The 262-nt window shown below is 56.5% G+C and carries 1 pseudogene; it reads right to left on the bottom strand.

Going from position 1 to position 262, the window contains the following annotated elements:
- Positions 1 to 262: pseudogene (locus QP548_RS16890) on the bottom strand (acetyl-CoA C-acyltransferase); the annotation flags it as partial.

The following is a 262-nucleotide window of genomic DNA, read 5'->3' as shown; positions in this document are numbered from 1 at the left end:
CACCGCCGCGACGGCGAAGTTCATGCAATGTCTGGGTAATCATCCGCGCGCCGGTCGCCGCGAAGGGATGCCCGTAAGCAATCGAACCGCCAAGCACGTTAAATTTGCTATCGTCCACTTCGCCAGTGGCATGTGCACGCCCCAGTGCTTCACGAGCAAAACGTTCACTACCCAGCAACTGAATATTCGCCAGCGTCTGAGCTGCAAAGGCTTCGTGCATATCGATCAATGTCAGATCGCTCATCGTCAAACCGGCACGCTC

The organism is Clostridium sp. UMB9555A (genome assembly GCF_030222355.1).
Lineage (GTDB): Bacteria > Bacillota > Clostridia > Clostridiales > Clostridiaceae > Sarcina > Sarcina perfringens.
This window is presented reverse-complemented; position numbering and strand designations above follow the sequence as displayed.